This is a genomic window from Micromonospora sp. NPDC000089, from assembly GCF_042899365.1.
Lineage (GTDB): Bacteria > Actinomycetota > Actinomycetes > Mycobacteriales > Micromonosporaceae > Micromonospora.
The window spans coordinates 36311-60686 of sequence record NZ_JBIAZT010000022.1 but is presented as its reverse complement, the minus strand read 5'-3'; the positions used below and the strand labels follow the sequence as shown (position 1 = coordinate 60686).

Annotated in this window: 21 protein-coding genes and 1 pseudogene; 17 read left to right on the top strand and 5 right to left on the bottom strand. The window is 65.9% G+C overall.

Annotated features, from left to right (window positions below):
• Positions 1-73: 73 nt before the first annotated feature.
• On the bottom strand, positions 74-289 hold the full coding sequence (locus ACFY3U_RS26665; RefSeq protein WP_387206569.1) for an MbtH family protein: 216 nt from the start codon (positions 287-289) through the stop codon (positions 74-76).
• Between the two features lie 214 nt (positions 290-503).
• Positions 504-1547: a methyltransferase gene (locus ACFY3U_RS26660; protein WP_387206567.1), complete on the bottom strand. Its 1044-nt coding sequence runs from the start codon at positions 1545-1547 to the stop codon at positions 504-506.
• A gap of 544 nt (positions 1548-2091) precedes the next feature.
• On the opposite strand from ACFY3U_RS26660, the gene ACFY3U_RS26655 reads away from it, so the two are divergent.
• Positions 2092-3252: a glycine amidinotransferase gene (locus tag ACFY3U_RS26655; protein ID WP_387206565.1), complete on the top strand. Its 1161-nt coding sequence runs from the start codon at positions 2092-2094 to the stop codon at positions 3250-3252.
• A gap of 70 nt (positions 3253-3322) precedes the next feature.
• Here the strand turns inward: ACFY3U_RS26655 and dpgD are convergent, their stop codons facing one another.
• A complete protein-coding gene (gene dpgD / locus ACFY3U_RS26650) occupies positions 3323-4126 on the bottom strand; it encodes an enoyl-CoA-hydratase DpgD (protein WP_387206563.1) in 804 nt (267 codons plus the stop codon).
• Between the two features lie 90 nt (positions 4127-4216).
• Here dpgD and dpgA point away from each other — a divergent pair, with 90 nt between their 5' ends.
• From dpgA to ACFY3U_RS26570, 16 genes are all read left to right on the top strand, one after another.
• On the top strand, positions 4217-5323 hold the full coding sequence (dpgA, locus tag ACFY3U_RS26645) for a 3,5-dihydroxyphenylacetyl-CoA synthase DpgA (protein ID WP_387206561.1): 1107 nt from the start codon (positions 4217-4219) through the stop codon (positions 5321-5323).
• 14 nt (positions 5324-5337) lie between these two features.
• Positions 5338-6066 carry an enoyl-CoA-hydratase DpgB gene (gene dpgB, locus ACFY3U_RS26640; RefSeq protein WP_387206559.1) on the top strand — a complete coding sequence of 243 codons (729 nt, stop codon included), beginning with the start codon at positions 5338-5340 and terminating at the stop codon, positions 6064-6066.
• Positions 6063-7442: a (3,5-dihydroxyphenyl)acetyl-CoA 1,2-dioxygenase DpgC gene (gene dpgC / locus ACFY3U_RS26635; RefSeq protein ID WP_387206557.1), complete on the top strand. Its 1380-nt coding sequence runs from the start codon at positions 6063-6065 to the stop codon at positions 7440-7442. The genes dpgB and dpgC overlap by 4 nt, the downstream gene beginning before the upstream one ends.
• Entirely contained in the window at positions 7439-8740 is a 1302-nt protein-coding gene (locus ACFY3U_RS26630; RefSeq protein WP_387206555.1) for a PLP-dependent aminotransferase family protein, read from the top strand. The genes dpgC and ACFY3U_RS26630 overlap by 4 nt, the downstream gene beginning before the upstream one ends.
• A complete protein-coding gene (locus tag ACFY3U_RS26625; RefSeq protein ID WP_387206553.1) occupies positions 8737-9933 on the top strand; it encodes a cytochrome P450 in 1197 nt (398 codons plus the stop codon). The genes ACFY3U_RS26630 and ACFY3U_RS26625 overlap by 4 nt, the downstream gene beginning before the upstream one ends.
• 38 nt (positions 9934-9971) lie before the next feature.
• On the top strand, positions 9972-10214 hold the full coding sequence (locus tag ACFY3U_RS26620; RefSeq protein ID WP_387206580.1) for a ferredoxin: 243 nt from the start codon (positions 9972-9974) through the stop codon (positions 10212-10214).
• Positions 10192-11340, top strand: a complete 1149-nt coding sequence (locus ACFY3U_RS26615; RefSeq protein WP_387206551.1) for a glycine amidinotransferase — start codon at positions 10192-10194, stop codon at positions 11338-11340. The genes ACFY3U_RS26620 and ACFY3U_RS26615 overlap by 23 nt, the downstream gene beginning before the upstream one ends.
• Before the next feature lie 70 nt (positions 11341-11410).
• Complete coding sequence (locus tag ACFY3U_RS26610; RefSeq protein ID WP_387206548.1) at positions 11411-12370, top strand: phytanoyl-CoA dioxygenase family protein; 960 nt, start codon at positions 11411-11413, stop codon at positions 12368-12370.
• Positions 12371-12484: 114 nt separating this feature from the next.
• Positions 12485-13789 carry a nucleotide sugar dehydrogenase gene (locus ACFY3U_RS26605; protein ID WP_387206545.1) on the top strand — a complete coding sequence of 435 codons (1305 nt, stop codon included), beginning with the start codon at positions 12485-12487 and terminating at the stop codon, positions 13787-13789.
• A complete protein-coding gene (locus tag ACFY3U_RS26600) occupies positions 13782-14762 on the top strand; it encodes an NAD-dependent epimerase/dehydratase family protein (RefSeq protein ID WP_387206543.1) in 981 nt (326 codons plus the stop codon). The genes ACFY3U_RS26605 and ACFY3U_RS26600 overlap by 8 nt, the downstream gene beginning before the upstream one ends.
• Entirely contained in the window at positions 14759-15835 is a 1077-nt protein-coding gene (locus ACFY3U_RS26595) for a glycosyltransferase family 4 protein (protein WP_387206541.1), read from the top strand. Before ACFY3U_RS26600 ends, ACFY3U_RS26595 begins: the two co-directional genes overlap by 4 nt.
• Before the next feature lie 17 nt (positions 15836-15852).
• Positions 15853-17028: a DegT/DnrJ/EryC1/StrS family aminotransferase gene (locus ACFY3U_RS26590; RefSeq protein WP_387206539.1), complete on the top strand. Its 1176-nt coding sequence runs from the start codon at positions 15853-15855 to the stop codon at positions 17026-17028.
• Positions 17025-19016 carry a beta-galactosidase trimerization domain-containing protein gene (locus ACFY3U_RS26585; RefSeq protein WP_387206537.1) on the top strand — a complete coding sequence of 664 codons (1992 nt, stop codon included), beginning with the start codon at positions 17025-17027 and terminating at the stop codon, positions 19014-19016. The genes ACFY3U_RS26590 and ACFY3U_RS26585 overlap by 4 nt, the downstream gene beginning before the upstream one ends.
• Positions 19013-20059, top strand: coding sequence for an alcohol dehydrogenase family protein (locus ACFY3U_RS26580; RefSeq protein ID WP_387206535.1), 1047 nt, complete (start codon positions 19013-19015; stop codon positions 20057-20059). Before ACFY3U_RS26585 ends, ACFY3U_RS26580 begins: the two co-directional genes overlap by 4 nt.
• 109 nt (positions 20060-20168) lie before the next feature.
• Positions 20169-20981 (top strand): NDP-sugar synthase, encoded by an 813-nt coding sequence (locus ACFY3U_RS26575; RefSeq protein ID WP_387206533.1) that lies wholly within the window; start codon positions 20169-20171, stop codon positions 20979-20981.
• A gap of 78 nt (positions 20982-21059) precedes the next feature.
• Positions 21060-22451 (top strand): aldehyde dehydrogenase family protein, encoded by a 1392-nt coding sequence (locus tag ACFY3U_RS26570; RefSeq protein ID WP_387206530.1) that lies wholly within the window; start codon positions 21060-21062, stop codon positions 22449-22451.
• A 71-nt stretch (positions 22452-22522) separates the two neighbouring features.
• On the opposite strand, the pseudogene ACFY3U_RS26565 reads toward ACFY3U_RS26570, so the two are convergent.
• Positions 22523-22627, bottom strand: a pseudogene (locus tag ACFY3U_RS26565) (IS5/IS1182 family transposase); the annotation flags it as partial.
• 276 nt (positions 22628-22903) lie between these two features.
• Positions 22904-24310 (bottom strand): FAD-dependent oxidoreductase, encoded by a 1407-nt coding sequence (locus ACFY3U_RS26560; RefSeq protein ID WP_387206528.1) that lies wholly within the window; start codon positions 24308-24310, stop codon positions 22904-22906.
• Between the last annotated feature and the right edge of the window lie 66 nt (positions 24311-24376).

The window sequence follows — 24376 nt, the reverse complement described above, 5'->3', positions numbered from 1 at the left end:
TCCTGTGTCGAGGGAATCATCGGCTGCCCGGCGGCGGAGCGACCTGGCGCAGTCCGGTGTGGTGGAGTCCCGGTCAGTGATCCCGGCCGAGCTGCTCGATCAGGCTGCGCGGCCGCAGGTCCACCCAATTGGCGCTGATGTAGTCGATACACGCCTGCCGATCGGCGGCGCCAAACGTCGTCGTCCAGCCAGCCGGCACGGCCAGCGACTCGGGCCAAAGCGAGTGTTGACCCTCGTCGTTGACGAGCACCAGGAACCGGCCGTCCGGGTCGTCGAAGGGGTTAGACATGATGAACTTCCTTTGTCGTGATGCGACGGGGTGGGCAGGGGGCAGCCGCGAGTTGCCGGATCATCCGGCGTCCGTCTACCACCGCCATTTGCCTGACGGCGCACAGCGTTGACCAAGGCAGCAGGCGTCGACGTCGGCTCCGGGCATGGGGCCGACCACGGGTGGGCCGCTGATTCAGGTTGAGAATTCGGCCGGTTGACGTCGGCGCACCGGGCTACTTGACGCCCAGCGTGAGGCCGTGCTCATACGGAAGGCCACTCACTGTGGACACCTCCCGGAAGCCCACGCGGCGGAGCCACTGCTCGTAGTCCCGAGCCGGGTAGGCCATTCCCTGCCCGCTGGCCAGTACGTTGAAGTAGAGACCGAGCCGGGCGCCGAAGATGCCGGCGGTTTCATCGTCGGAGACGTTGTATCCGTAGACCAGGACCTGCCCACCCGCGGGAAGCGCGTCGTAGGCCTTCTTCATGAGCCCGAGAATCTGCTCCTCAGCGAAGATTTCCAGCACATGACTAAACAGGACGGCGTCGGCGCCGACGGGGAAGTCGTCGTTGAAGATGTCACCGGGGTGCAGGTCCACCCGGTCCGACAATCGGCCGGACGGTCCATCCGCGGCGAGCCGCGACACGCTCGGCATGTCAAAGACCGTGCAGCGCAGACCCTCGTAGCGGGCGACCAGTCTGGCCGACGTGGTGCCGTCACCGCCACCGACATCGAGCAGGTGGCTGACCTTGCTGAACTCTTCGCGCTGCACGAGCCCGTCGACCGAGCGGAGCGTGAACGCACTCATCGCTCGGTGGAACACCGCTTCGAGCGAGGGGTCTCGGGACAGTCGCTGGTAGAGAGTGGGCTCGTTGCCGGGGAATCTACTCAGGGCGGTGTTGGTTCCCGCCCGCAGCGCCTCCGTCATCTGGGCGAAGGCCGGGTAGTAGACCTCCTTCCAGCCGACGAGGATGTGTCCCCAACTGTCGTCGTCGTCCGACGCGAGCGATTCGGCCGCCACCGCGGAGTTGTAATATCTGCCGTCCCGACGCTCAAGGAGATCGGTCGCGCATACGGCTTGCAACAGCACGCGTAGCTGATGCCCCGGGACCTTAGTTGCCGTCTGCAATGCCGTGAAGTCGCAGCCAGGATTGTCTGCCAGGAGACTGAATATCCGAAGCTCGACTGCCGTGGTAACCGCGTTGAAAAGCGCGGGGGCATTTACCAAGAAGTGAAATCGCTCCCGGACTGGGTCATTAGCGCGCGACGCTTCCGCCATCCCATCATCCTCCCCGTTGGACGACTTGGTGTTGACTAAGACCGATCGATAATCGGCGCCACACCGAACTCAACCTGAAAGAGCAGCCCCACCACAAGGGCACCCTTGAGTGATGAAAGTCACAGCTTAAAGTCCGCATACGTCCAGTTTTGACCGAACTGTACATGCCCGTCACAGCTCAATGACCTGCAACATCCACCGGCCGCGCGGCGACCGCAAATTCGCCGACTGCTTCAAAATTTGAGCCTCGCGAGCGCGTCACGTACCGCGCGGAGAGGACTTCGCCCATGCGGCATTTCGCCTGCTCAAAAGGCCTTTTACCGTAACCACCGCAGCCCTCCACCCGCCCTACCGTCCGAGCCGACGTGATCCAGGTCACAGCAGTCAATCCAGATCCCCTGTGGTTGCAGAGGTTTGATCACTGTGATTGCATGGTTACAGACGAAGCCAGAGCGCCCGTCGATAGGAAATTTCGACGCGCGGCGGCCGGTGTGCTTGCTTGTCAGCTCACCGGCAGGTCTGACATCGACCTAACGGGGGTAAGTTGAAACTCAACAGCTTCGACGAATGGTCTCCTTTGCGGGAGATCGTCGTCGGCTCCGCCAAAAACTATCTATCGCATGACCGAGAATTGTCGTTCGACCTTTTCTTCAACGACAACCTCGCCCAGGACAACTCCGCCCGCTCCGAGTGGTACTACCCACGGTTGTCGGTCGCCACGGGCGGACAAGGCGGTGTGGCCCGCGAACACGTCCCGATCAAGCAGCGCTACGTCGACGAACTCAACGAGGACGTGGACGGGATCGTCGCCACCCTCGAGTCCCTCGCGGTCACGGTGCACCGGCCGCTCGACGTGGACGCGAGCACCGTGGAGGTCCGCACGCCGGCGTGGACCGCGCCCGTGGTCCCGCCGCTGAACGTGCGCGACAACACCCTCATCGTGGGGGATGAGATTATCGAGACACCACCGATGATCCGGTCCCGGTACTTCGAATCCCAGCTGCTCAAACCGGTCTTCCAGCACTACTTCCGGCAAGGGGCCAGATGGTCGGTGATGCCGCGGCCATTCATGACCGACGCCTCCTTCGACCTGTCCTACGCCGAGCGGGCCACCGGGGGTGGTCCCACGGAACCCATCGAAGCGGTGCGGTCATCTCCGTACGATGTCGGGCTCGAGATGCTGTTCGACGCCGCGCAGTGCCTGCGACTTGGCCGCGACATCGTCGTCAACGTGTCGACGACCAACCACGCTCTCGGTTGTGACTGGCTCGAGCGACACCTCGACGGACGTTTCCGCATTCATCGGGTGCACCAAATCAGCGACAGTCACATCGACAGCATGGTGATTGCGCTGCGGCCCGGCACCCTGTTGGTTCGTTCCGCCGAGCTGCGCGACAGCCTTCCCGCGCCCCTCCGGAGCTGGGATATCATCGTCGCGCCCTACCCAGAGGCGAACAACTTCCCGCCGTACGACGACGACGATCTCATCCTGACCAGCCCGTTCATCGACCTGAACGTGCTCTCCGTGGACCCCGACACCGTGCTGGTCAACGAGGCGTGCCCGGAGCTGATCCGGGAGCTGGAGGGGCACAAGTTCACAGTGGTGCCGGTGCGCCATCGGCACCGGCGCCTCTTCGGCGGCGGATTCCACTGCTTCACGCTTGACACCGTCCGGGACGGTGGCGCCGAGGATTACCTGAGCTGATGATGAGGCGAAGAGTGATCACGCGCGCCCGGCCGACACCGGCTCCGCAGACCGGCCTGCCACCCGACGGTCAGCGGCCTTCCCAACGGGGTTCCCGCTTCTGCACGAACGCCGCTGGTCCTTCCACCGCGTCCCTGCTGTGCATGCGGCGTTCCTCCCAGACGTATCGCGCCTCGAACGCCGAGGCGAGCGGTAGCTCGGCCGACCTGGTCGCCGCCTCCTTGATCGCCCGCAGCGACAACGGCGCGCACCGGACGATGTCGGCCAGCCAGCCCTCGACACAGGCATCGAGATCCGGTCCTTCGACGATCTCGTTGACGAGGCCCAGCTCGTATGCGCGCGCCGCGCTGAGCGGCCGCCCGGTCAGCAGCTGCCCCATGGCGATCTTCCAGGGCAGCTGCCTGGTCAACCGGAACACGCCGCCCGCACCCGCGATCAGACCGAGTTTCGCTTCGGGCAGCGCGAACGTCGCGTCGGTGGAGGCGATGATCAGGTCGCAGGCCAGGGCCAACTCGAAGCCACCGCCCATGGCGTACCCGCGGACCTTGGCCACCACCGGCTTGGCGAGCTCGAAGCGTTCGGTGAGCCGTGGCCAACCCGGCCTGCCTCGGCTGCCGAAGGACGTCGGCTCGGCGGCACCGGTCTCGGTGCGCTGGACCAGCTCCTTCAGATCCTGGCCAACGGAGAAGGCTCGGGAACCGGCGCCGGACACAACGGCGACCCAGAGATCGTCGTCCTGCTCGAAATCGTCCCAGACATCGGCCAACTCCTCATGCATGCGCAGGTTCATCGCGTTCAGAGCCTGAGGCCTGTTGAGCGTAACCCGGGCGACGTGCCCGTCCTTCACATAGATGACCCCTGACGGCTGCGGCACGCGGGAAGCATAGCAGCGCCATCGATAGGCCGCCCACGGCGTATGCGGCCGTTGGTCCTTCGCCGCCCGCACATGAACCCGGAGGTTGGCATGAATTCGAGAGCCTCGCGGCTGGAACAAGCGACCCGCCTCGACGAATATCCCATGTTGGCAACCAAGGTCATGGGCGTTGGTACCGCAGTTCCCACTACCACGTACACGCAGCATGAATTGATTGACGAGTTCCACATCACCGACCCGCGGGTACGATCGATATTTCTCAACAGCGCCATCGACAGGCGGGGTCTTGTGCTGCCGCCCCGACTTCCGGACGGTTCACACCGGTTCGAAAGTCAAGGGGAACTGCTGCAGAAACACGCGGTCCAGGGGATGCACATGGGCCGGGAGGCGATCGAGGCGTGCCTCAAGGACGCCGGCGCGACGCTGTCTGACGTGCGCTACCTCTGCTGCGTCACCACCACCGGGTTTCTCACTCCCGGCTTCTCCGCGCTCCTCATCAAGGACCTCGGCATCGATCCGCACTGCTCGCGCCTGGACGTGGTCGGCATGGGCTGCAACGCGGGCCTGAACGCGCTGACCGCGGTAACCACTTGGGCGAATGCCCACCCCGGCGAGCTTGCAGTCATGATCTGCATCGAGGCGTGCTCGGCCGCGTACGTCTTCGATGGCACGATGCGGACCTCGGTCGTCAACAGCCTGTTCGGGGACGGCGCCGCGGCGGTGGCCGTCCGCTCGCCCAACGATCTGCCCGGTACCGGCCCGACGCTGCTCAAGTTTTCCAGTTACATCGTCACCGACGCGGTGGACGCCATGCGCTACGACTGGGACGACCACGCGGGAAGATTCAGTTTCTACCTCGACCCCGAGGTCCCCTATGTGGTCGGCGCCCATGCCGAGTTGGCGCTTGACCGACTACTGGCCGGCACCGCGCTACGGCGCAGCGACATCGCCCACTGGGTGGTGCATTCCGGCGGGAAGAAGGTCATTGACTCTGTCCGGTTGAATCTGACTCTGACCCGTGATGACCTCAGGCACACCACCGCGGTCCTCCGCGACCACGGCAATGTTTCGAGCGGTTCGTTCCTGTTCTCATTGAAATGCTTGCGCGATGAGGAAAGCGCTGCCCCCGGCGATTACGGCGTCTTGATGACCATGGGTCCTGGATCAACCATCGAAATGGCCTTGGCGCGCTGGTGAGAGGGGAAAGACCGATGGCTGAGACCGATATCGACTTCGCACGGACGCAGGGCGGGATGGGCCTACTCGTACCGCTCGACAGCGCCCGACCACTTGAGGACCTGACGGCAGAGGTGAACGCGGTGTGCAGCCAGGTGGAGTCGAGCCCCGAGCGGACGACAGTCGTGCTGCAACTGAGCGGCACACAGGCCGATGGCCGCGAATGGCCGGGGACCGTCACCATCCAGGGCGTCAACCGCTGGGAGCGGGCGGTCCGCCGGCTTGAGCGGCTGGCGGTGGTGAACATCGCGGTTGCCCAGGGCACCTGCGGCGGAGCCGCACTCGACCTGTTGTTGGCCGCGGACTTCCGGATAGCCGCTACCGACCTGGACATCATGCTGCCCATAAACGACGGCCACTTCTGGCCCGGCATGTCTGTCTACCGGCTGGTGCAGCACCTCGGTGTGGCCCGGGCCCGGCAGCTCGTCATGTGGGGGGTGAGTGTGACCGCGGCCCATGCGTCCGAACTCGGGCTCGTCGACCAGGTGAGCGAGAACCTCGACGAGGCGGTGCACACCGCCATGGTGCTCACCGGCCGGGTCTCGGACCGGGAGATGACCGTCCGCCGGCAGCTCCTACTGGAGGCCGCCGCGGCCGGTTACGACGAGGCACTCGGCATGCATCTCGCCGCCTGTGACCGAGAAATCCGGCGCCTGCGCCTTGGCCGGACGATGGGTGTGTCCACAGACGCGGCGGCATCGTGAGCGCCGAAGTGATACTCGACCGGCAGAGCAGCCCGCGCTCGACGGTTTCGACGGCCACCGGTGATCTGCATCGGGACGCCAGGACGTTGGCACAGTTGGCGTCGATCGTCGAAGAGCTGCTGGAGCTACTGCCGTCCCGCTCGATGCGGACACCCGACGAGCAGCGCCGGGCGGACTATCTCCTGGCACCGGCCCGGGCCGCCCGGCGGGCGTTCCTCGCCACGCACGTCGATGCGGTGTACGACGTGCTGACCGACAACCGTAGCCGCCACCTCCGTCTCGGCGATCTGATGTTCGCCGCAGCCGAACGCTTTCCCGGTCTGGTGCCGGATCGCGCCCGGATGCGGGCCGAAGCGGGTCTGATCCAGGCGGAGCGCGACGGCTGGGAGATCGATCAGGCGATCCTGTGTTCCGCCGTGCTCGGCTCGCCGGTCCCGGGACGCCACCTCATCGACGCCATGCTGAGGCCGACCGTACGGTCGACGAGTCTGGCGAAGGACTTTCGGCAGACCGGACGGATAGAACTCGACTCGGTCCGTGTCGAGCGGCGCGGACCTGCCGCCCACGTCACCTTCCACAACCCCCACTGCCTCAACGCCGAGGACAACCAACTCATCGCCGACCTGGAGACAGCGGTCGACCTTGTCCTGCTCGACCCACAGGTACGCGTCGGCGTGTTGCGGGGCGGCACCGTTGACCACCCGCGCTACCAGGGGCGACGTGTCTTCAGCGCTGGTATCAACCTGAAGAGCCTCCGCAACGGCGAGATCTCGTTCGTCGACTTCCTGCTCGGCCGCGAGTTGGGGTATCTGCACAAGATCTGGCGTGGCCTGCTGACCGATCCCGAGACCAACACCTGGGTCGGCCGCACCGTGCAGAAACCGTGGGTCGGAGCGGTCGACACGTTCGCTATCGGCGGCGGAATGCAGCTGCTGCTCGTCCTGGACCTGGTCATCGCCGACACGGACGCCTACTTCAGCCTGCCCGCGGCCGCCGAGGGCATCGTCCCCGGCGTCGGCCCGCTTCGGTTGGCCAGGATCACCGGCCCACGGCTCGCGCGTCAGATCCTGCTCGGCGGTCGCCGCATCGACGCCGCCGAGGCCGACGGTCGGTTGATCTGCGACGAGGTGGTGCCGTCCTCAGGTATGGACACCTCGATCGAAAAGGCGGTCAACGACCTCGCCGCCCCGGCGGTGGCCGCCAACCGCCGGATGCTGCACCTCGCCGAGGAGCCGCTCGACCTGTACCGGGAGTACCTCGCCGAATTCGCAGTGGTGCAGGCCACGCGGGCGTACAGCGCCGACGTGCTGGCCAAGGTGGAGCAGCGTTGGCAACGGTCACACTCGGCCCACCGCGCGAACGGGGTGCCGAGATGACGGGACTGACCGTCGATGTCCTGCACCGGTCCGTGCAAGACCCGGTCCTCGGCTCGATCGGCTTCCTCAACGAAATCATGGGCCGCTACCCCGATGCCATCTCGTTCGCACCGGGGGCGCCTCACCCCGCGTCCTTCGACGACCTGGATACCGAGGCGTACGTGTCGGTGTTCCTCGATCATCTCGTCCGGAGCCGTGGCATACCGGAGAGCGCGGCCCGTCGGCTGTTGTTCGAGTACGGGCCGAGCCGCGGGATCATCAACGACCTGGTGGCCCAGGCGTTGCGCCAAGACTACCGAACCGAGGTCGACGCGGCGGCGGTCGTCATCACGGTCGGTGCACAGGAGGCGATGCTTCTGGTCCTGCGCGCGATGTTCGGCTCGCCGGCCGACGTGCTCGCCGTCGCCCACCCGTGTTTCGTGGGCATCGTAGGGGCCGCTCGTCTGCTCGACATACCCGTGACGGGAGTTCGGGAGAGCGCCGACGGGATCGACGTCGATCAGCTCGGCCAGGCCTGTCGCTCCACGCTCCTCGCGGGTCAACGCATCCGGGCCTGCTACGTCGCCCCGGACTACGCGAATCCGGGTGGGTCCCAAATGTCACTGCGGTGTCGGCGGCAACTGCTCGAACTGGCCGAGCGCGAGGACTTCTACATCATTGAGGACAACACCTACGCGTTCACGGCACCATCGGGTTCGGAACTTCCCTCGCTCAAGGCGCTGGACACCGCTCGCCGCGTGATCGCTATCGGAACCTTCGCCAAGATCTGCTTTCCCGGGGCGCGGGTGGGATATGTCCTGGCCGACCAGGTCGTCACCGACCCGGACACCGGAAGGGAAGATCTTCTCGCCGACAAGCTCGCCGCGATAAAGAGCATGGCGACGGTAAATACCTCACCGCTGTGCCAGGCGGTCATCGCCGGGATGCTGCTCCGTCACGGTGGTGGTTCCCTGGCCGAACTCGGCCGCCAGCGGTCCGCTCTGTATCAACGCAATCTCGGCTACCTGCTGGACGCGCTCGACCGGCACGTCGGCGCCGACGGCGACACCGGCATCACCTGGAACCGTCCCGGGGGCGGCTTCTTCATCCGGGTCCGCCTGCCGGTGCCGGCCAGCGTCGACCTGCTCGAAATCTCCGCCGACCGCTACGGGGTGCTGTGGACACCCATGGCGCAGTTCTACCTCGACCGATCCGGTGATCACCAACTACGGCTCTCGTGCAGCTACCTGCAACCAGAGCAGGTCGAGACCGGAGTGCAACGGCTGGCCACGTTCTTCCGGAAGGAGATAGCGGCATGACCTCCAACATCATTCCGAGCCATCCGACTGTTCGCGGCAACCCCTTCGATCCCCCGGCCGAGCTGGCGGAGCTGCGGGAGCGGGAACCGATCTCGCGCATGGTCTACCCGGATGGACACGTCGGATGGCTGGTGACCGGGCACAGCCTGGCCAGGAGCATGCTCAGCGATCCGAAATTCAGTGCCGCGTCGCAGCACAAGCGACCCCCAGTGGCGCGTCCCGGCGCGGAACCCTTCTACGGAGCGCCGGCCCTGCCGGGGTGGCTCGTCGACATGGACCCGCCGGAGCACACCCGGATCCGGCAACAGCTGGCTGGGCAGTTCACGGCCCGACGGATGCGCGAGATGCAGCCGAAGGTGGCCGGGATCATCGGCCGTCTCCTCAGCGACATGCAGGCCCAGCATCCGCCGGTGGACCTGGTGAAGCGATTCGCCCTGCCGTTGCCATCGCAGTTGATCTGCGAGCTGCTCGGTGTCCCATACAGCGAGCGCGAGGAGTTCCAGCGGCACAGCGAGACGTTGTTCAGCCTCACCGCAACCGCCACCGAGGCGGCCGACGCGATGGACCTGCTGTACGGACTCATTCGCGAGCTGACCAACCACCGCGATGGAGTGTCGGACGGTCTACTCGCCATGCTGACCGACGATGGCGTTCTGGACGCCGAGGAAGTGGCCGGAGTGGGGGTCCTGCTGCTGACCGCCGGCCATGAGTCGACCTCCAAGTCTCTCGCGTTGAGCACCCTCGCGCTGCTGTCGCATCCCGATCAACTGGCCAAGCTGACCGCCGACTTCTCCCTCATCGACAATGCTGTCGAGGAGCTTCTCAGATATCTGACTGTTTTCCACTTCGGTGTTCCACGGACACCGATCGAGGATGTGCACGTCGGCGGTCAGCTCCTGCGCGCCGGGGAGTCCGTTACTGTTTCTCTACCAGCCGCGAACCGCGACCCGGGCTGGTTCAGTGGGAGTCCGGACAGGTTGGATATCGAACGCAAGACCACGGGTCACATGGCCTTTGGATACGGGATCCACCAGTGTCTGGGGCAGAATCTGGTGCGCATGGAACTCCGTCTCGCGTTGCCCGCACTCTTCCGACGTTTTCCCACGCTGAAGCTGGCCGTCGAGCCAACGAAAATACCGTTCTCCACGGATATGAGCGTCTACGGAGTGCACAGCCTCCCGGTGACGTGGTGACTGTTCTGCACGGCGCGCCCGAGGGGAGCGGGGAGGTCATGCACGTCCAGGTCGATCCTGACGCCTGCATCGGATCGGGGCAATGCGCGATGGCGGTACCCGAGATATTCGATCAGGACGACGACGGAATCGTCCTCGTCAGGAGGAGTCGGGTAGCAGTGGCGCTGCACGATGCCGCGCAAGAGGCAGCGGAACGCTGTCCGGTGCAGGCTATAACCCTCAACGGGCAGTCTGACCCCGCAGAAAGGAGCTACTCGGATGAGGCTGAACAGCTACGATGACTTCACTCCGCTCAAGGAGGTCGTTCTTGGTTCCGCTGACGGCTATCTCGACCGATTGCACGACTTGTCATTCGACGAGTTCATCAGCGACAACCTCACGGGCGCCCGGGGCTACTACCCCAGCATCACCGACTGGCGTCCGGGTGAAGATCGGCGACGCCGCAACGAACCTCATCGGTTGGCTCAGAAGACCCGCTTCCTCAACGAGCTGATCGAGGATGTCGAGGGCCTGGCAGAACAGCTCAAGGCGCTTTCGGTCACGGTGCACCGTCCCCTCCCGCTCGACCCGGCAACGGGCGAGGTCGTCACCCCCGCATGGCGGAGTTTGGTGACGCCCCCACTCAATGTGCGGGACAACACCCTCATCCTCGGCGACGAGATCATCGAAACACCACCCACCCTCCGGGCGCGCTACTTCGAGACGCAGCTCCTCAAGCCGATCTTCGCCGAGTATTTCCGGCAGGGCGCACGATGGACCGTCATGCCGCGGCCGATGATGACCGACGCGTCATTCGATCCAGCCAATGTGGACAGCGCCGCGCCGAACATTGAGGTGCCGGATGATCCGCAGCCTTCGCCGTACGACGTCGGCGTGGAGGTCATGATTGACGGGGCAAACTGCCTTCGGCTCGGTCGTGATCTGATTGTCAACATCTCCAACGCCAATCATGCACTGGCCTGCGACTGGCTGGAACGGCATCTTGCCGGGCGATTCCGGGTACACCGGATGCACAAGCTCACGCAGAGCCATATTGACAGCGTCGTCATACCGCTGCGCCCCGGTGTGCTCCTCATCCGCTCGGAACGGGTCCTCGATTTTCTGCCCGAGAAATTGCGGGGCTGGGACACGATCGTCGCGCCGACTCCCGCCCTGCACGACTATCCGCAGTACGACGACGGCGACCCGATCCCGGCAAGCCCGTACATCGATCTCAATGTGCTCTCGGTCGACGAGGAGACAGTCCTGGTCAACGACAGTTGCAAGACCCTGATCCGCACCCTGGAGGAACACAAGTTCACGGTGGTGGCTGTTCGTCACCGTCATCGTCGCATCTTCGGTGGTGGATTTCATTGCTTCAGCCTCGATACCGTCCGCTCTGGCGGCGCAGAGGATTACCTGGCCTGAAGTGCCGAGTGGCGCACCACGGCCCCAGCTCGACGTGGCTTCTCACGTCGCTCGACAGGAGGGGAACCCCATGAGCGCGGTCAGTCAACCACACTCCACGAAGCACCACGAGGATGGAGAGGATGACTTCGTAAAGTCGTTGGAGAAAGCTGCCCAGGAATACGCCACCCAGGGTTTCGCGATTATTAGGAACGTCATTCCACAGGACTTGCTGGCCGAAGTCGGGTCCCACGTCGAGTGGCTGATGCGGAAATATCCCGACCTGCGGCCGGAGCATTTCCACCACCCGCTGATCCGTAATGACGCCTTCTGGGTACGCCTCGTCACCGACAAGCGGCTCGCCGCCATCGGCAAGCACTTCCTCGGCCCGGACATCGCCTGCTTCACCGCCCACTACATCTGCAAGCCGGCCTTCACCGGGCAGGCGGTGCTGTGGCACCAGGACGGCGCCTACTGGAAGCTCGACCCAATGGAGGCTCTCACCGTCTGGCTGGCGGTGGACGAGAGCACCACCGAGAACGGCTGCCTGCGCATCATTCCGGGAAGTCACGAGATCCCGCTCTACCAGCCCTCCCCCCGCACCGACGAGCCGAACATGCTGTTCTCCGCGGCGGACGAGGACCTCGTCCAAAGTTGGGTGCAGAAGCGCGGCATCGTCGACATCGAACTGAACCCCGGTGACGTGTCGATCCACCACCCGCACATCTTGCACTGCTCTGAACCGAACGTCTCGCCCAAGCGACGGTGCGGCCTCGACATCGGATACATCTCGACGTCGACCCGCATCAGCAGCAACGGGCTGTACCTCGACCCCATCGTGGTGGCCGGGGAGGCGCGGGAGGGCATTAACAACTATCGCGACTACCCGCTGTACCAGCCGGGCGAGTCGATGCCGTTCAAGGGTCAGGACGAGTGGAACGCCCGCTTCCAGTCGGAGCCGTCGGTCAGTCCGGACCTGCCCGACGAGACGCCGCTCGAGACGACCCAACGCATGATCGCCCGGCTCAGAGACGGCACTGTCGCTCGATGATCCGCGCCGCCGACCGCCGCCTCCGGCGGCGGTCGGCGGCGCCCACGGCCCGAGTGCCAAGCCGAAGTTCAGCGGTGGACGACCAGTCGATCCGCCACACCTGCAAGGAGTGCCATGACATCGCGTTCTTCGTACGTGGACTACGACGTGCTGGTCGTAGGCCTCGGTTATGTCGGCGTTACTCTGACCGCCGCGCTGTTGACCACCGGCCAGCGGGTGCTCGGGTTGGAGACCAACAAGGCCGCTGCGGAGGAGCTCGCCGAGGGTGTGCTCCAGCTGTCCGAGCCGGGGGTGCAAGAGGTCATCCACGATGCCGTGGATCAGCAGCGCCTGCGCGTCATCACCGAGCTGAACGGTGAGCAGCTACCCCGGGTCGTCATCATCTGCGTGGGCACCCCGATCGAGGTCGGCGGTCACGAGCCGATCCTGAGTCACCTGCAGACCGCCATCGAGTCCATCGCCGGCAGCATCGACGAGCAGACCCTGGTCGTCGTACGCAGCACGGTGCCTGTCGGCACCACCCGCAACCTCGTCGTGCCGCTGTTGCGTCGCCGGATAGCCGAGCCGCTTGTCGCGTTCTGCCCGGAGCGGACCATCCAGGGAAAGGCCCTGGCCGAGTTGCTGACTCTCCCCCAGATCGTCGGAGGACTAAGCGACGAGGCGGTCCGGCGGGCGACGGAACAGTTCGCCACCGAGAGGGTCGAGGTGGTGCCCGTCTCGTCACTCGAGGCAGCAGAGATGGTCAAGCTGATCTGCAACTGTCACACCGACCTGATCTACGGGTACGGCAACGAGGTCGCGTTCATGGCCGAGTCGCTGGGCCTGGATGCGGTCGAACTCATCTCCAGCGCCAACCGCAACTATCCGCGACCTGACCTGAACATGCCCGGCTTCGTCGGGGGCAGCTGTCTCACCAAGGACCCGTATCTGCTGAAGGCTTCGCTGGCCGATCGTGGGTACACGCCCGGCCTGGTGGGCGCGGCCCGGTCCCTGAACGAGTCGCTGCCCCGCCGGATCGGTGAGCGGGTGCTGGCCGCCCTCTGGGAGGCCGGCTGCGATCCGGCCCAGGCGACCATCATGGTCTCCGGATTCGCCTACAAGGGTCAGCCCGAAACCGACGACCTGCGCGGCGCGCCGTACGAGGGACTACTCGACCTGCTGCGGGGCCGCGTGGGCGAGATCGTCGGGCACGACTTTGTGGTCGCGCCGGAGCGGATCGCCGCCCTCGGTGTCCGGCCCGTCGCGGTGGACGAGGGCTTCACGGGCGCCCACGCCGCCATCGTTCTCAACAACCACGTGTCCTACCAGCAACTCGACATGGGTGCGCTGACCGCACGGATGCGTCCACCGGCGGTGGTGTACGACACCTGGCGAATCCTTCCCGCCGCGACGAACGTGATGAGGCTCGGCCGTGCGTAAAAAGATCCTGATCACCGGAGGAGCGGGCTTCATCGGGTCACACCTGGCCCGCCGCCTCGTCGACGACCACGACGTCACCTTGATCGACGACTTCAGCCGGGGTCGACAGGACGCGGAGCTGCTCCAGCTCTGCGACCGGGCAACTTTGATCTCGCATGATCTGACCCTGCCCATGCCGGAACGCCTCGACCGCGACTTCGACTGTGTGTACCACCTCGCCGCGGTGGTGGGCGTGGTGTACTCCAACGAGGAACCTCAGCGGGTGCTCCGGACGAACCTGCTCTCCACCATCCACGTGCTGGACTGGTTCCGGCAGCTGACCGGTGCCACGCTGTGCTTCGCGTCCTCCAGCGAGGCGTACGCGGGAAGCGTCACAGCCAGGCTGGCGCCCGTGCCGACGTCTGAGGACGTGCCGCTGGTGGTGGCCGACCCCACGGTGGCCCGCTCCTCATACGGCTTCAGCAAGATCGCGGGCGAGCTGCTGTGCCGCAACTACGCTCAGGCATACGGCTTTCCGCTTCGGATGGTCCGCTTCCACAACGTCTATGGCCCGCGCATGGGACACGAGCACGTCATTCCCCAGTTCATCGATCGGCTGCTGGAACGGCATGACCCGTTCGACGTCTACGGCGCCGACCAGTACCGGGCGTTCTGCTATGTCACCGACGCCGTCGAAGCCATCATCGCGTTGTCCGAGCTACCCACCCGGGAGACGCTGCTGGTCAACGTCGGCAACGACGTCGAGGAAACGAAGATCGAAGAACTGGCGTACCAGGTGTTCGACGTGGGCGGCAGTCATCCTTGCCTGCGCGTACGGCCCGCGCCGCCGTTGTCGCCGCAGCGCCGAGTGCCGGACCTGTCGTTGTTGCGATCGTTGACCGGATACCGCCCGCAGGTCGGGTTGGCTGAAGGGCTGCAGCGGACCTACGACTGGTATGCGAGGGCGCGGGCAACCGCGGTGGAGACGACGTGACCGGCCGAACGCTGCAACTGGTGCACCGAGGGTACTTCCCGGCCCGCGCCGGCGCGGAGCTGATGGCGCAAAGGCTGGCGGAGTGCATGCGCCGACGCGGTCACCGGGTCGGGCTGTACAGCGAGGCGGTCGACGAGGAGTTCAGGCGCGGGGCCGCCAGGGAGGGAATCACGGTGCAGCGACTCCCGTCGCTGACCCGCGCGGCCGACCGGCCGGACATCGTCCATGCCATCGATGCGGTCTGGCCCGACTACCCGAGGGCAGCGTTGCGACTGGCGCGTGACTGGGGAGTGCCATTCGTCTTCACTCCGGCCTCAGCACCCGAGGTATGGCAGGATCCTGCGACGATCTGGGATGTCTGCCGGCAGGCCGACGCGGTGCTCGTCCTGACCTCGGCTGAGCGGCAGATGATGCGCTCGGAGGGAGTCCGCGGCGAGGCTCTCCACATCATCGGGCAAGCCGCTTTCCTCCCCGATCGGGAGGTCCGGCCGCAACGGTTCCGTGACACGCACGGCATAACCGGCCCGATGGTGCTCTACGTGGGACGCAAGATGCGCTCGAAGGGCTATGTGCGCCTACTTGAGGCAGCGCGTATCGTTTGGCGGGTCCACCCCGACGCCCATTTCGTATTCCTCGGACCGTGCTGGGACGACGACTGCCAGCAGGTGTTCGCCCGGTACGCCGATCGGCGCATCATCGAGCAGGGCCTGGTTGACGAAGCGGACAAGCACGACGCCCTGGCGGCATGTGACCTATTCTGCCTGCCCTCGGTGGTCGACGTGTTTCCGCTGGTCTTCGTGGAGGCGTGGAGCTGCGCCAAACCCGTCATCAGCTCGACGTTCCCAGGGAGCGCGGAAGTGGTGCGGCATGCCATCGACGGGCTCGTGGTCGAACCGGACGCGACCTCCGTGGCGACCGCTGTCACCCGTCTGTTGTCGGAGCCGGAAACGATTACCGCGTGGGGGTCGAATGGACATAGCCGGGTTCGCCGCGAGTTGAACTGGGACGCCGTGACGGAACGCATCGAGACGGTGTACGCAAATCTTGCCGACGTGTCCAGCCACCAGAGCTGACAAACGATGCCTTCATCGTGGACGACGGCGGAGAGGTGAAGACGATGTCGAACTGGAAAGTCAACCTGTACCGTCCCAGGATTGGTCCAGCGGAGGCGGACGCGGTGGCGGCGGTGCTGCGATCGGGCTGGCTGTCCGCAGGAGCCGTGACGCGGCAATTCGAGGAGGCGTTCGCCGACGCGGCAGGTGTCGACGACGCGATCGCGGTGAGCAGCGGCACCGCGGCCTTGCAGCTCGCGGTACAGGCACTGGGAATCGGCCCCGGCGATGAGGTGATCATGCCTTCGCTGAGCTTCGTCGCTGGCGCGTCCATGGTTGCGTTGTCTGGAGCCGCACCCGTGTTCGCTGAGGTGAACGGCGCCGACGATCTCAGTATGTCCGCCACGGACGTCGCCGCGCGGATCACCGAACGGACCCGCGCGATCATCACCATGCACTACGGCGGTTATGCCAGCGCCCTACCGGCGCTCGCCGATCTGGCCCGCCGGCACGGCCTCGCGCTCATCGAGGACTCGGCGCACGCGCCGGCGACGATGAGCGAGTACGGCAGGCTCGGGACGATCGGCGACGTGGGTTGCTACAGCTTCTTCGCGACGAAGAACCTCGCGGTGGGCGAGGGCGGCATGGTTGTCGCCCGGAGCCCGGAGTTGCGTGACCGCATCCGGCGACTGCGTTCGCATGCGCTGACCGTCGACGCCCAGGCGCGGCATCGCGGCTCCCCATCCAGCTATGACGTCGATGGTTTCGGCTTCAACCACCGGCCGAACGAGGTCACCAGCGCCATCGGACTGGCACAGCTGAACGCCCTTGCGAGCGGACAGCGACGTCGGCAGGAAATCGTGCAGGATTACCGTCGCGGCCTGGCCGACCTGGCGGGTATCGGAATTCCATATCTGACCCGAGACGTCGAGCACAGCGCTCACCACCTCTTTCCCATCATTCTGCCGACCGAAGCCGTACGGGCGGAGTTCCAGAATCGACTTGCCGAGGCCGGGATCCAGAGCGGCATCCATTACCCGCCCAGCCACCTCTTCACGGCGTATCAGCAACGATTCGGCTACCGCGCCGGCTCACTGCCGGTGACCGAGGACGTCTGTTCCCATCAGGTGTCACTACCGCTCTACGTCGACCTCAGCCCGGTCGAGGTAGAGCTGGTGATCGCGGCCGTCCGGCAGGCGTGGGGGGCGATGTGACCAGTTCGGATGCCGAGACCACGTCTGGCGCGGTGCGTTACGCGGTGCGGGACGGCACTCTCCAGCGGAACGGGCGGCCGCACTTCAGCGTGGGGTTCAACTATCATCCGTCCACCACGGGGTGTCAGTACTTGCAGCGGTGGAACGCCGAACAGATCGACGCTGACTTCGCCCGCATGTCGGAACTCGGTTTCAACACTGTACGATTCTTTATTTTCTGGGCGGATGTCGAGCCAACCGAAGGAACCTACGATCCTGTCGTCACCGAGCGGATACGCCAGTTTGCAGACCTGGCCAACCGACACGGGCTGCAGTGCTTGCCCTCGCTGTTGACCATCTGGATGAACGGTCAACGATTCGACCCGGTCTGGCGGGCCGGACGAGATCTCTGGCGAGATCCGGACCTGGTGCGGCGCCAGATCGCCTACGTGCATCATGTGGCGTCGGCGCTGCGCGACAGGGACGTGCTCGCATACGACATCGGCGACGAGGTTCTCCATGTGGACAGCGTCGCGTCGGGCGCGCTGAGTCCGGCAGAGGTGCGGACCTGGTGGCGCGCACTAGCCGACTCCGTGCGGTCCGGGCATCCCGGAGCCCTTGTTCTGCAAGCAAACGAGGCCTCGGCGGTAGTCGGCGAGCACAACTTCAAACCAAAGTACGCAGACCCGTTGGATCTGGTCGGCATACACGGTTTCCCCGTGTGGACGCCCTTTCACATCGAGTCGGTTTCGGCGCCGAAGGCCAGCTCCTTCGTTCCCTACCTGGTGCGCCATGCCAGCCAGGACGCCGCGGTGCTGGTGGATGAGTTCGGCAGTTACGGATGTGGCGAGAACACCGCCCAGGAATACCTGCGGGCCGCCGCGCACAGCGCCTTCGCCTCCGGGGCGGTCGGTCTTTTGGTGTGGTGCTGGCAGGACTTCCGCACCGAGGAGAAGCCCTACGCGCTACGGCCGAATGAGCGGCAGATGGGCTTATTGCGGGCCGACGGGCGGTCCAAGCCGGCCATGTCGGAGTTTCGTTCGTTCGCTCGGCGCGTCACGAACGAGTTGGCAGGCTTCAAGCCACTACCCGCGCCGGTCGGAATCCACGTCTTGGAGCACAACGAGGACGGGGACGCCGGCTACCTGAAGGCGGCGGGCTCAAGCGCCGCCGCGGGTTTCTACGCTCACCAGTTGTTGCGCAGGGCTCACTTGCCCTACGAGTTCACTCGTCGGGACCTGAGCCGTTACCAGTTGGTGATCTGTCCGTCGGTGCGGCACGTCACCCTTGCTGACCAGCAGCGGCTTGCCGCCTACGTGGCGCAGGGAGGCATCCTCTACTACTCCAGCGGCGATCTGCTGCACGGGTTCGGTGGTGAGGAGCTATTCGGCGTATCAGTCGAGGATTTCACCCTGCACGCGCCGGAACTGACCGAGTTCGATTGGGCGGGTGACCGCTACGCGGTGACCTGGGAGTCGGCCCAAATCCCGGTACTGAAAGCCGGCTCGGCCGAGGTGCTCGGCCGCTTCCTCGACGGATCGCCCGCGCTGACTCGCAACCGATATGGCCGTGGAACGGCGTACTACCTCAACGCACCCTTCGAACTACAGCTGAACGCTCCCCACCGGCTCGAGGGAGCGCCATGGCACCGGCTGTATGCCCGGATCGCGAGGGCAGCAGGAGTAGCCGCGCCCGTGACGGTGGACATGCCGGAGGTGGAGGTAACGGTGTTGGGCCGTGGTGCGGACCGCTGCGCGGTCTTCATTAATCACGCCGCCGAGGCAGTCTCGGTCACCGCCCGTCGGGCGGCCACAGATTCAGCACCGGCCGCAACCGAGCACATCGCCTTTGACTCCAAGGGCGTGGAGTTCATGCTGTGGACCGACGATCCGCAGCAGTACGGATCGCCACTACACCCGCAACGCACCGAGGCCGACGGCTCTCAGCGGTGCGACGGGTCAGTTCATCCTTCCATGATCAGCCCGCCACGAGAACGGACGAGCAGATGAGAGCTGTGGAATGGCATGCCGCACACGTCGTCCGGGTGAACGACGCCGCTCCGCAGCCCGAGCTCATCGACCCCGGTGACGCCGTAATCCGGGTGGTGCGGTCAGCGATCTGTGGCACTGACCTGCATCCCTATCGCGGCGAGATCGTCGGTTTCACCCCCGGCACGGTCACCGGCCACGAGTTCACCGGCGTGGTGGAAGAGGTCGGGTCGCAGGTGCGGAAGGTGCGGGTCGGGGATCGCGTCCTCGCCTCTGATCTCATTGCTTGTGGACAGTGCTGGTATTGCCGCCGCGGGTGGCACTACCAATGCCCTGACGTGGGACTTTTCGGTTACGACACCGTGGTGGGGAAGACCGCCGTCGCCGGTGGTCATGCCGAGTACGTGCGGGTACCGGTAGCTGATGTGGTCCTCTCACGGATACCCCACGACGTTCAGGACGAACAAGCCCTTCTAATCGGCGACATCCTCGCCACCGGCTACGCAGCCGCGGACGGCGGCGAGGTGCGGCCGGGTGACACCGTGGCGGTGCTCGGGTGTGGCCCGGTCGGCCTCATGGCCATGGCCTGCGCTCAGTTGATGGGAGCCGCCCGCGTCCTGGCGATAGACCCAATGCACAGCAGGCGCGCACTCGCTGCCGCACACGGCGCCGAACCACTGCCGGTGGACCAAGACCTGGCGGAGCGGGTCCGCTCGTTGACGCACGGCCGAGGCGCCGACGTGGTACTCGAGGCCGTGGGCACCGATGCGGCGCTGATCAGTGCGATGGAGCTGGTCCGTCCCCGTGGAACGATCTGCGCTGTCGGCGCGCACGCCGCCCTAGCGGCGCCGACCCCTACCGGACTCGCCTTCGGCAAGGAGTTGACCGTGCGCTTCGCCGTCGGTGACCCGATCACCTCGCGGGAGATGCTGATGTCCCTCGTTCAGCAGGGGCGAATCGATCCTACCTTCGTCATCTCGCATCGCCTGCCGCTGTCCGAGGCGATAAGGGGGTTTGACCTGTTCGCCACCGGCGTGGCTACCAAAGTGGTCTTGGTCCCCTGAGGAGGCAGTGGCACCACCCTCCGACATCCGATTCGCCTACCCGGGCATGCCGTCACCAGGCGCTGCGCCCCTCCAATATCGAACGGATCTCTTGAAGGGAGCGATCAGAATGCACGCTGTAATCCTGGCTGGTGGGAAGGGTATACGGCTCCGGCCATATACAACGGCCCTGCCGAAGCCGCTTGTGCCCATCGGCGACCAGCACGCAATACTCGAAATCGTCATGCGTCAGCTCGCCGCGGTGGGCTTCAAAACCGTGACCCTGGCGGTCGGCCATCTCGGCCACATCATTCAGGCATACGTGGGCGACGGAAAGCAGTGGGGACTCTACGTCAAGTACGCGGTGGAGGCCAGCCCGCTAGGCACCCTAGGGCCGCTCCTCACTATCCGTGACCAACTGCCCGAGCACTTTCTGGTGATGAACGGCGACATCCTAACGGGCCTCAACTACCGATCATTACTGAACAGGCACTGTGCGGACGGCGCCCCTCTGACTATTGCCACACATCTCAGGAAGGTAGACATTGAATTCGGCGTACTGACCACTTACGACGGTCGGGTGACCGGCTTCCGCGAGAAGCCCAGCGAGCTGTATCGGGTGTCGATGGGCGTGTACGGATTGTCGCGTTCCACCCTCAACGGATACCCAACCGGGGCGCCGCTTGGTTTCGATGACCTGGTTTTGGATCTCCTTAAGAGAGGCACGGCGCCACTCGCTTATGAATTCGACGGCTATTGGCTCGACATCGGCCGACCGGAAGATTACGACCGCGCCAATGCCGAGTTCTCGGTCCATCAGGATATTCTGCTACGTAATCCCGCGACGTCCGATGACCCAAATCCGGCCGACAACACGCCCGAACCACTGCCCAAGGTACCTGAATCAATCGAGCGCATGACATGCCAAATCAATCAGCAATAGTTTCGCCCAACTGAAACGCGAAGACAAAACCTCGGGGGTCACGTGAGTAATGGCGCACCACAGACCGTTTCTGCCCAAATGACGATCGGCGGCCAGACGGTGCGGACCCCGCGACTACTCGCGGTGGAAAACCCGGCGACCGGTCACACCTTCGCGCATGCACCGATCTGCACGCCCGAACAGTTGGATGACGCCGTCTCCGCCGCGACCGCGGCCGGCCCGGCTTGGGCCGCGTTGACGCACGATGAGCGACGCGACCACCTGCGTGCCTGCAGGGAGGCCCTTGTCACAAACTTGACGGAAATAGCGGACGTGCTCAGCCTGGAGCAGGGTAAGCCCCTCGCGGACGCCCGCGCTGAGGTGGAACTTTCCGCCGACTGGTTCGAGCACACCGCAGCACTCAGCCTGCCGAGCGAGCCGATCGAGGAGAGCGCACAACGTCACGTAACCGTGAACCGGGTGCCCCACGGCGTCGTCGCGGCGATCGCTCCCTCAAACTTCCCTCTCATCCTGGCCGTCTGCAAGGTAGCGCCAGCGTTGCTCGCCGGCAACACGGTAGTCCTCAAGCCCTCACCACAAACGCCGTTGTCCACACTGCTCCTCGGAGAGTCACTCAACGCCTGCCTGCCTGCCGGGGTGCTCAACGTGGTGTCCGGTGACAACGCATTGGGTGAGTTGCTCTGCACGCACACGAGCGTGCAGATGATTTCATTTACCGGCTCCGTTGAGACAGGAATGGCGATTGCCAGCCAAGCGGCCGCCCGCCTCCTTCCTGTCGTGCTCGAGCTGGGCGGCAATGATCCGGCGATAGTGTTGCCCGGTGCCGACATCGCCTCCATCGCGCCCGCGCTGTTTGGCGCGGCAATGGCGAATAACGGCCAGTTCTGCGCCGCCGTCAAGCGGGTCTTCGTTTCCCGCAAGCAGGCTGCCGAGCTGACTCAGGCGTTGAGCCGCCTCGCCATCGCCGCTGTAGTCGGCGACGGCCGTGATCCGTCGACACAATTCGGCCCCCTGATCAGTAGGTCACAACGTGACCGACTTGCGGCGATGGTGGACGCCGCGGTTGCCGCGGGCGCCAAGGTGGTGACGGGCGGACGCCCGATTGAAGGGCCTGGTCACTTCTACCAGCCGACAATCGTGGTTGATCTTCCGCCCGGGACGGAGTTGGAATTGGAAGAGCAGTTCGGCCCCGTCGTCCCGATCATTGCCTACGACAGTCTGCCGGAGGCCGTGATTCGCGCCAACGCTACCGACTACGGCCTCGGCGCTTCGGTGTGGGGCGACGAGGCACTCGCACGTGATCTATCCGGCCAGCTGCACGCCGGCATCGTATGGATAAACACGCATGGCGACTTGCGGCACGACACTCCCTTCGGCGGCACCAACCGCTCAGGACGCGGCGTCGAGTACGGTCGCTGGGGGCTGCTGGAATACACTCGTATAAAAGTACTCAATGTCATGCGTGGCTGACGACCACCGCCGCGCCCTCTAAGAGACCTCTCATAACTGGGTGAAGGCGTTGCCTGGCACCGGGCCGGTGGTCAGCCTGTGAGGATGATGTTGTGGAGGTGGACGATGCCGGAAGCGGCGTTGGCCAATGTGTGGGCGGCGCGGCGGTAGTCGCGCAGGATCTTGAAGCACTTCAGCCCGCCACCCGCGCAACCTGACCCCGACACCGAAAGTTCGAGGTCACAGCACGAGGGGTGGTCAGCTCACCCGGCCGACACGCCTGGCCGTCGATCAACTCGCCGGTGCGCCTGTTCGGGTTCACCTTGGGTGGCAGGGAGCGGCCCACCATACAGGCGTAGTACAGGGTGCCGTAGCCGATGGTGGGGGTGACGGCGAGGGCGGCGACGATCCGCCACCACGACGGCGCCCGCCGACGGTGGGGTCGGCGGCGGGCACCGTCGTGGTGGTGGGCATCAGCTGCCGCAGCAGCCGCCGGCCTGCGTGTCGGCGGGGGCGGCGGCGAGGGTGACGAGGTTCAGTGGCGCGGTGAGCAGCCCGCCGGTGATGCCGGTGGCCAGCCCGCGTCCCACCGGTGCGGGGCCGCAGCAGTTGTCGCCGGTGGCGGAGTCGTCGGGGTTGCTGTTGCACACGCCGGTTTCGGGCAGGTCGAGCTGGACGTCGCGGGCGGCGGCCCAGTCGCCGGCGAGGGCGGCGGCGACGGAGCGGACCTGTTCGTAGCCGGTGGCCATGAGGAACGTCGGGGCGCGGCCGTAGCTCTTCATGCCGACGGCGTAGTAGCCGACCTCGGGGTGGGCGAGTTCGTCGACGCCGTGCGGGGGGACGGTGCCGCAGGAGTGCTCGTTGGGGTCGATGAGCGGGGCGAGAGCGCGGGTGGCGCCCATGACCGGGTCGAGGTCCAGGCGCAGCTCGGCGGCGATGCGGTGGTCGGGGCGGAAGCCGGTGGCGGCGACGATGCGGTCCACGGTGACCGATTCCTCGCTGCCGTCGCCGTTGCGCACGACGACGGTCACCCGGTCGTCGGTGGGAGTGAGGGCGTGGACGGTGAAGCCGGTGAGCAGCCGGATCCGGCCGGCGTCGACGTGGGCGCGCAGCCGGGAGCCCAGCGCGCCGCGGGCGGGGAGGGCGTCGGCGTCGCCGCCGCCGTAGGCGCGCGCCGGTGAGGTGGTGCGGATCGCCCAGGTGACCTCGGTACCCGGCGCCTGGGTGGCGAGGTCGGCCAGGGAGAGCAGGGTGTTGGCGGCGGAGTGGCCGGCGCCGACGACGAGGGTGTGCCGGCCGACGAACCGGTCGCGGTCGGCGCCGAGCACGTCGGGCAGGGCGTGTTCCAGGTACGCGGCGGCGTCGGTCTCGCCGCGGGCGGGCAGGCCGGACGCGCCGAGGACGTTCGGGGTACGCCAGGTGCCGGAGGCGTCGATGACCGCGCGGGCGAGCACCTCCTGGCCGTCGGTCAGGCGGACGAGGAACGGGGTGGTGTCGCGGCCGGCGGTGCGCAGCCGGTCCAGACCGAGCCGGCTGATCGCCTCGACCTGTGCGCCGTAGCGCAGGTGTGGCTTGAGCTGCGGCAGTTCGGCTAGGGGCTGGAGGTAGTCGGCGGCCAGTTCGGCGCCGGTGGGCAGGGCGTCGAGGTCGGGGGCGACCCAGCCGGCGTCGTCGAGCAGCCGCCGGGCGGCGGGGTCAATGTCGTACCGCCAGGGGGAGAAGATCCGCACGTGGCCCCACTGGCGCACCGCCGCGCCGGCGGTGTCGCCGGCTTCGAGGACGAGGAACGGCAGACCGCGCTCGTGCAGGTGGGCGGCGGCGGCCAGGCCGACGGGGCCGGCGCCGATCACCACGACCGGAAGGGTGTCCAGGGCGCTCATCAGGCAACTCTCCTCTGCGTTGATAACTGTCGAATCAGAAAAGGTAGGCGGGCTCCGGGTGTCCGG

Bases quoted from the DNA above. Each gene is read 5' to 3' on its own strand.
- ACFY3U_RS26610 (WP_387206548.1), top strand. From the start codon at position 11,411: ATGAGCGCGGTCAGTCAACCACACTCCACGAAGCACCACGAGGATGGA.
- ACFY3U_RS26660 (WP_387206567.1), bottom strand. From the start codon at position 1,547: ATGGCGGAAGCGTCGCGCGCTAATGACCCAGTCCGGGAGCGATTTCAC.
- ACFY3U_RS26570 (WP_387206530.1), top strand. From the start codon at position 21,060: ATGACGATCGGCGGCCAGACGGTGCGGACCCCGCGACTACTCGCGGTG.
- ACFY3U_RS26620 (WP_387206580.1), top strand. From the start codon at position 9,972: ATGCACGTCCAGGTCGATCCTGACGCCTGCATCGGATCGGGGCAATGC.
- ACFY3U_RS26665 (WP_387206569.1), bottom strand. From the start codon at position 289: ATGTCTAACCCCTTCGACGACCCGGACGGCCGGTTCCTGGTGCTCGTC.
- ACFY3U_RS26630 (WP_387206555.1), top strand. From the start codon at position 7,439: ATGACGGGACTGACCGTCGATGTCCTGCACCGGTCCGTGCAAGACCCG.
- dpgA (WP_387206561.1), top strand. From the start codon at position 4,217: ATGAATTCGAGAGCCTCGCGGCTGGAACAAGCGACCCGCCTCGACGAA.
- ACFY3U_RS26575 (WP_387206533.1), top strand. From the start codon at position 20,169: ATGCACGCTGTAATCCTGGCTGGTGGGAAGGGTATACGGCTCCGGCCA.
- ACFY3U_RS26580 (WP_387206535.1), top strand. From the start codon at position 19,013: ATGAGAGCTGTGGAATGGCATGCCGCACACGTCGTCCGGGTGAACGAC.
- ACFY3U_RS26615 (WP_387206551.1), top strand. From the start codon at position 10,192: ATGAGGCTGAACAGCTACGATGACTTCACTCCGCTCAAGGAGGTCGTT.
- ACFY3U_RS26625 (WP_387206553.1), top strand. From the start codon at position 8,737: ATGACCTCCAACATCATTCCGAGCCATCCGACTGTTCGCGGCAACCCC.
- ACFY3U_RS26560 (WP_387206528.1), bottom strand. From the start codon at position 24,310: ATGAGCGCCCTGGACACCCTTCCGGTCGTGGTGATCGGCGCCGGCCCC.
- ACFY3U_RS26605 (WP_387206545.1), top strand. From the start codon at position 12,485: ATGACATCGCGTTCTTCGTACGTGGACTACGACGTGCTGGTCGTAGGC.
- dpgB (WP_387206559.1), top strand. From the start codon at position 5,338: ATGGCTGAGACCGATATCGACTTCGCACGGACGCAGGGCGGGATGGGC.